Origin of the sequence: Brevibacterium rongguiense (assembly GCF_009857845.1) — a bacterium.
Classification (GTDB): domain Bacteria; phylum Actinomycetota; class Actinomycetes; order Actinomycetales; family Brevibacteriaceae; genus Brevibacterium; species Brevibacterium rongguiense.
In genome coordinates, this window is sequence record NZ_WWEQ01000104.1 from 1 (window position 1) to 4,594 (window position 4,594).

At 72.5% G+C, this 4,594-nt stretch carries 6 protein-coding genes; all 6 read right to left on the reverse strand.

All coding sequences use genetic code 11. The features are described from left to right. Nucleotides 1-921 (reverse strand): GAF domain-containing protein (locus GSY69_RS13475; protein ID WP_160954347.1); only part of this gene is annotated, 921 nt, incomplete at its 3' end. After that, a complete protein-coding gene (locus GSY69_RS13480; protein ID WP_235936567.1) occupies nucleotides 918-2,369 on the reverse strand; it encodes a DUF445 domain-containing protein in 1,452 nt (483 codons plus the stop codon). The genes GSY69_RS13475 and GSY69_RS13480, both read right to left, overlap by 4 nt. 224 nt (nucleotides 2,370-2,593) lie before the next feature. Continuing rightward, nucleotides 2,594-3,052 carry a 50S ribosomal protein L9 gene (gene rplI, locus GSY69_RS13485; protein ID WP_160954348.1) on the reverse strand — a complete coding sequence of 153 codons (459 nt, stop codon included), beginning with the start codon at nucleotides 3,050-3,052 and terminating at the stop codon, nucleotides 2,594-2,596. A 19-nt stretch (nucleotides 3,053-3,071) separates the two neighbouring features. Continuing rightward, a complete protein-coding gene (gene rpsR, locus GSY69_RS13490) occupies nucleotides 3,072-3,311 on the reverse strand; it encodes a 30S ribosomal protein S18 (protein WP_160954349.1) in 240 nt (79 codons plus the stop codon). 30 nt (nucleotides 3,312-3,341) lie between these two features. After that, nucleotides 3,342-3,977 carry a single-stranded DNA-binding protein gene (locus tag GSY69_RS13495; RefSeq protein WP_160954350.1) on the reverse strand — a complete coding sequence of 212 codons (636 nt, stop codon included), beginning with the start codon at nucleotides 3,975-3,977 and terminating at the stop codon, nucleotides 3,342-3,344. 47 nt (nucleotides 3,978-4,024) lie between these two features. Continuing rightward, a complete protein-coding gene (gene rpsF / locus GSY69_RS13500; RefSeq protein ID WP_160954351.1) occupies nucleotides 4,025-4,315 on the reverse strand; it encodes a 30S ribosomal protein S6 in 291 nt (96 codons plus the stop codon). Nucleotides 4,316-4,594 lie beyond the last annotated feature (279 nt).

The window sequence follows — 4,594 nt, forward strand, 5'->3', positions numbered from 1 at the left end:
CAGCGTCGAGGTGACCGGCAGCGCCGTGGCCGCGTCGTCGCCGGCCACGAGCGTCGCGGGCAGCCCGAGGGCCGCGCCGAGCGCGCGGACGAGCTCGGCCGGGTGGGCATCGGCGAGCACGAGCTCGAAGAGGGCATCGACGCGCGCGGCGAGCTCGCGCTCCGCGCTGGCCTCCGCGTCGCGGCGGGCCTGGCTCGCCTGGGCCCGGGTGACGGTGGCGCGCAGCTCGCGGAAGCTGTGCGAGCGCGACAGCGCGATCGCGGCGTGGTCGGCGAGTGCGCTGAGGATCGCGAGCTCGGCCGGGCGGAACTCGTGTCTGCGGCGCACGCCCGCGAAGAGGATGCCCAGCAGCTCCTCACCGGCGATGAGCGGCACGCCCACGATCGAGGCGATCGCCTCGCCCTCCATCGCCCGGTCGATCTGCGGCGAGTGCGCGATCGCTTCCGAGGCGCGGTAGTCCGCGATCGCCTGCGGCCGCCGGGTCGTGGCGATGAGCGAGGCCAGCCCGATTCCCGCCGGCACGTGGATGCGCGCGAAGTCGTCGGTGACGACCCCATGGGTGGCGCGCACGCGCAGCTCACCGGTCTGCGGGTCGAACGCGGAGAGGTAGGCGACGTCGGAGAGCACCAGGTCGTGCGCCATGCGCACCACATGGGCGAGCACGGCGTCGACGTCCGTCTCCGTGGCGAGGATGCGGGCGCTCTCGGCCAGGGCGGTGAGCTCGGCGCCGCGCTGGCGCAGCCGGGTCGCCTCCTCGGCCGCCCCGCCCACCGCCGCGAGCACGGCCGCGCGCTGGGCGGGGTCCAGCCCCGCAGCCGCGAGGCCCGCCCCCAGGCCGGCCAGCGCATCGGGCCCGGAGCTCAGCGCGGCCCGCGCGGCGGACGCGGAGAGCTCGGCGGCGTCATCGGCGCCCGGGCTCATGCGGGCAGCAGCAGGGTGAACGCGTGGATGACGATGCCCACGAGGGCGCCGATCACGGTGCCGTTGATACGGATGTACTGGAGGTCCTTGCCGACGTAGAGCTCGATCTTCTCCGCGGCCTCCCGGGCATCCCACGAGGCGATCGTGTCGGAGATGACGCTCGCGATCTCCGCTCCGAACGACTCCGCGAGGTCGCCCGCCGCGGTGGCCAGCTGGTCGTTGAGCCGGTCCGCGAACGCCTCGTCGCTCGTCATCCGCACCGCGACGTCGTCGAGCAGCGAGCGGATCCGGGCGTGGACCTCGCCGCCGTCCTCGAGCACCGCGGAGCGCAGCAGCCGCTTGAGCGAGCCCCAGATGTCGAGCACGGAGTGCACGACGCCCTCCTCGCGCAGGAGGTCGTCGAGGACGCCCTCCGTGCGCCGCGCGATCGAGGTGTCCTGCGCCAGGGCACCGGAGAGCTCGAGCAGCCACCGGTCGAGCGCCTGGCGCGCCTTGTGCTCACGGCTGTCGCGCACCGCTGCGACCCAGCCGAGCACCTCGCGGCGCAGCCGGTTGGACAGCGTGTCGTTGACGAAGCGCGGCATCCACTCCGGACTGCGCTGGGCGACGATCTCGTCGATGACGTGCGGATTGGCCTCGAGCCACACGTGGGCCTCGGCGACGATGAGGTCGACGAGGCGGTGGTGGGCACCGTCCTCGACGATCTCCGCGATGAGCCGCGCGAGCACGGGGGTCTTGTGCGTGGCGACGAGCTTGGGGATGAGCACATTGCGGGTGAGGGCCTCGATGGCGCCGTCGTCCACGCGGCCCAGCACGTACTCGAGTCCCTGGCCGGCCCGGGCCACGAGCAGGTCCTGGTGGTCGGGTGCGAGCAGCCACTGGCCCGCCCGCTGGGTGACGCGCGCCGAGCGGATCTTCGGGGCCACGGTCGAGGCCTTGAGGAAGTTCAGCGCCACGAACGTCGACAGGCTCTCGCCCAGCACGTCCTTCTTGCGCGGGATGATCGCGGTGTGCGGGATCGGCAGGCCCAGGGGGTGGCGGAACAGGGCGGTGACGGCGAACCAGTCGGCGATCGCGCCCACCATGGCCGCCTCGGCGCCCGCGGCGACGAAGCCCCAGAAGCCGTGGACGTCGGTGAAGACGTGCATGGAGACGAAGACGAGGGCCGCGAGGACGAGCAGGCCGGTGGCGATGATGCGCATCCGGCGCAGGCCGGCGGCGCGCTCGGCCTCGTCCCCGGCATCGGGGGGCGCCGAGGGGCCGGCGGGCTCAGCGCGCCGTGCAGCCCCCGTCGTCGGGCGTCCCGCGGGCGGGTCCTGGCCGTGATCCTGGGGGGCGAAACCGGCCCGGGCGTTTGCGGGGCCGGCCGGTGCCCGGGGCGCCGGCGGAGAGGAGGGTCGCTCGGGCAGCGCCTCGGCGCCGCCCGGTCGATCGGAGGGTGCGGTCATGCGGATATTCTTCCACCCCGCGGTCCGCTCCTCGCGCGTGCGCGCCGACGTGCCCCGCACCCGCTCCGCCTCCCCGCTCGGCCGTGCGCCCCCGGGCGGCGGCCGTCCCCCCCCCGGCCGGTGACAATCCGGTTCGGCGGCCGCCCGGGGTGGGCACGCGAAAGCGCCCGGACCCCGTGGGGTCCGGGCGCCTCATACCGCCGGCGGCGGATGCGCTCAGCGCATCACGCCTTGCCGATGACGTCGAACTTCGCGTTCGCCGTGATCTCGTCGTGCACGCGCACGGTGGCGGTGTAGGAGCCGGTCGACTTCACGTGCTGGCCGAGCGCCACCTGGCGCCGGTCGAACGTGTGGCCGGTGGCCTTCGACAGCGCCTCGGCGACGAGGGCGGGGGTGACGGCGCCGAAGAGGCGACCACCCTTGCCGGCCTTCATCTCCACGCGCGCGGTCGTCGACTCGATCGTGCCCTTGAGCGCGATCGCCTCGTCGTGGTCCGCCAGCTGGCGGGCCTGGCGGGCGCGGCGCAGCGAGTCGATCTGCTTCTGCGCGCCCTGGGACCACGGGGTGGCCCAGCCGCGCGGGAGCAGGAGGTTGCGGGCGTAGCCCGCCTTCACCTCGACGACGTCGCCGGCGGCACCGAGGCCGTCGACTTCCTGACTGAGAATGAGCTTCCTGGTAGCCATGTCTGCTTCCCCCTTCGAATCAGCGGGTCGAGCCCGTGTAGGGCAGCAGGGCCATTTCGCGGGCGTTCTTGACTGCCTTGGCGATGACGCGCTGCTCCTGCACCGTCACACCCGTGACGCGGCGGGCACGGATCTTGCCGCGGTCAGAGATGAACTTGCGCAGGGTTGCGGTGTCCTTGTAATCGATCGAAGCGGCCTCGCCCGGCTTGAGCGGGTTCGCCTTCTTCTTGATCGGCTTCCGGGTATCCGGCTTTGCCATGGTGTTCTCCTGTTGAAAAGTGTGTGTCGATCAGAACGGGGGCTCGTCGTTGGTGGTGTTGCCCCACCCGCCGCCGTTCTGGGGATTGGACGACGCCCACGGATCCTCCGCGGGCTGGCCTGAGCCGTAGCCGCCCTGATTGCCCTGACCGTATCCGCCCTGGTTCTGGCCTCCCTGGCCCCAGTTCCCGCCGGAGTTGCCCCCGCCGGAGTTCTGGCCCCAGCCGCCGCCGGAGTTGCCTCCGCCGAAGCCCTGGCCGGACTGGCCGCCGCCCTGACCGCCGCCGTTGAAGCCGCCGGAGCGCTCCTTCTTCGTCACGTTCGCAGTGGCGTAGCGCAGGCTCGGGCCCACCTCGTCGACGTCGAGTTCGAACACCGTGCGGCGCTCTCCCTCCTTCGTCTCGAAGGTGCGCGAGCGCAGCCGGCCCTGGACGATGACGCGGGAACCGCGGGACAGCGACTCCGCGACGTTCTCCGCGACCTCGCGCCACACCGAGCAGCGGAGGAACATCGTCTCCCCGTCCTTGAACTCGTTGGTGCGGCGGTCGAAGGTGCGCGGAGTGGAGGCCACCGTGAAGTTGGCGACTGCCGGGCCATTGGGCGTGAACCGGAGCTCCGGATCAGCGGTGAGGTTCCCGACGACGGTGATGATGGTTTCGCCGGCCATGGCGGCTCCTTACGGGTCAGGGGTGCCCGGATTCCGGGCGGATGGTCTTACTTCGCGTCGGGGCGGAGGATCTTCACGCGCAGCACGGACTCGTTGAGCCCCAGCTGGCGGTCGAGTTCCTTCGTCGTTGCGGGCTCCGCGTGGAAGTCGACGACGGCGTAGTAGCCCTCGGTCTTCTTCTGGATCTCGTAGGCGAAGCGGCGACGGCCCCAGATGTCCACGTTGTCGACGGTTCCGCCGTCCGCGGGGATCACCTTGAGCAGCTTTTCAATGGTGGCACCGAGCGAGCTCTCCTGGAGCTCCGGATCGAGGATGATCATTGCCTCGTAGTGACGCACGTATAACCCACCTCCTCTGGTCTTCACGGCCGCGGTCGTTCCGCGGCAGGAGGGTGTATGCGCGTCTGCGTCCCGTCGGCTTCTCCGGCGGCGCACAGACCCGCCCAGTCTAGTGGGCACCGGGCGCGGTGTCGATTCCCCCTGCGTGCCTGTGGACAGCGCACCCCGGGGACCGGGTGGGCTCCGCCGCCGAGGCGCGGGCCGGGCGCCGCGCGCCCTACGCCCGGGGCTCGGAGGCGGCGTGCGCTCCCGCGGGCTGCCCGGGAGCCGCCGGGGCGC

Coding starts and splice junctions, on each gene's coding strand:
- GSY69_RS13480 (WP_235936567.1), bottom strand. CDS start 2,369: ATGACCGCACCCTCCGATCGACCGGGCGGCGCCGAGGCGCTGCCCGAG.
- rplI (WP_160954348.1), bottom strand. CDS start 3,052: ATGGCTACCAGGAAGCTCATTCTCAGTCAGGAAGTCGACGGCCTCGGT.
- rpsR (WP_160954349.1), bottom strand. CDS start 3,311: ATGGCAAAGCCGGATACCCGGAAGCCGATCAAGAAGAAGGCGAACCCG.
- GSY69_RS13495 (WP_160954350.1), bottom strand. CDS start 3,977: ATGGCCGGCGAAACCATCATCACCGTCGTCGGGAACCTCACCGCTGAT.